Origin of the sequence: Pseudogemmobacter faecipullorum (genome assembly GCF_020539525.1) — a bacterium.
GTDB lineage: Bacteria > Pseudomonadota > Alphaproteobacteria > Rhodobacterales > Rhodobacteraceae > Pseudogemmobacter > Pseudogemmobacter faecipullorum.
Window position 1 is genome coordinate 1 of record NZ_JACDXX010000082.1, and the last position, 863, is coordinate 863.

Annotated in this window: 1 protein-coding gene; it reads left to right on the forward strand. The window is 64.3% G+C overall.

What is annotated here, in order from left to right; all coding sequences use genetic code 11:
- Positions 1-863 (forward strand): IS5 family transposase (locus tag H0485_RS21280; RefSeq protein WP_226937871.1); only part of this gene is annotated, 863 nt, incomplete at both ends.

An 863-nucleotide genomic window follows, 5' to 3' on the forward strand; every position in this document is an offset into this window, starting at 1 on the left:
AGGAACTGGCCAGCCTATAACGATGCGCTCAAGCGCCGGGGTTCGCTGACGATCTGGTTCGACCCCGAGATGAGCTGGGACGCTGCGCCGACAGGCAGGCGTGGCCGCCAGCAGACCTACAGCGATGCCGCTATCCAGATGTGCCTTTCGATGAAAGTGCTGTTCGGCATGGCGCTTCGGCAGACGACCGGTTTTGTCGAGAGCCTGCTGCGGCTGGTTGGCCTCGACTGGTCGGTCCCCGACTTCAGCACGCTGTCCCGCCGCCAGAAGACCTTGGCCGTCAACATCCCCTACCGTGGGTCGAAGGGCCCGCTGCACCTGCTCATCGACAGCACGGGCATCAAGGTCGAGGGCGAAGGCGAGTGGCACGCCCGCAAGCATGGTGGCCCGAAACGCCGCGTCTGGCGCAAGATCCACCTCGGGATCGATGAGGAAACATTGGAAATTCGAGCCGTCGAGGTCACCGCGAGCCACATCGGAGATGCACCGGTGCTGCCCGATCTTCTCAGTCAGATCCCCGCGCACCAACAGATCGGCAGCGTCACCGCGGATGGCGCCTACGATACTCGAAAGTGCCACGACGCGATCGCCGATCGCGGTGCCCACGCAGTCATCCCACCCCGCAAGAACGCCAAGCCGTGGAAGACGGTCACCGCCGGTGCGGTCGCAAGAAACGAAGCACTGCGGACATCGAAATACCTCGGCCGCGCGATCTGGCGACGATGGAGCGGATATCACCGCCGAAGCCGCGTCGAGACGAAGATGCATTGCGTGAAGCTGCTGGGCCAGCGGCTCATGGCTCGGGACTTCGACCGTCAGGTCGCCGAGCTCCAGGTCCGCATCGCCGTCCTGAACGGCTACAC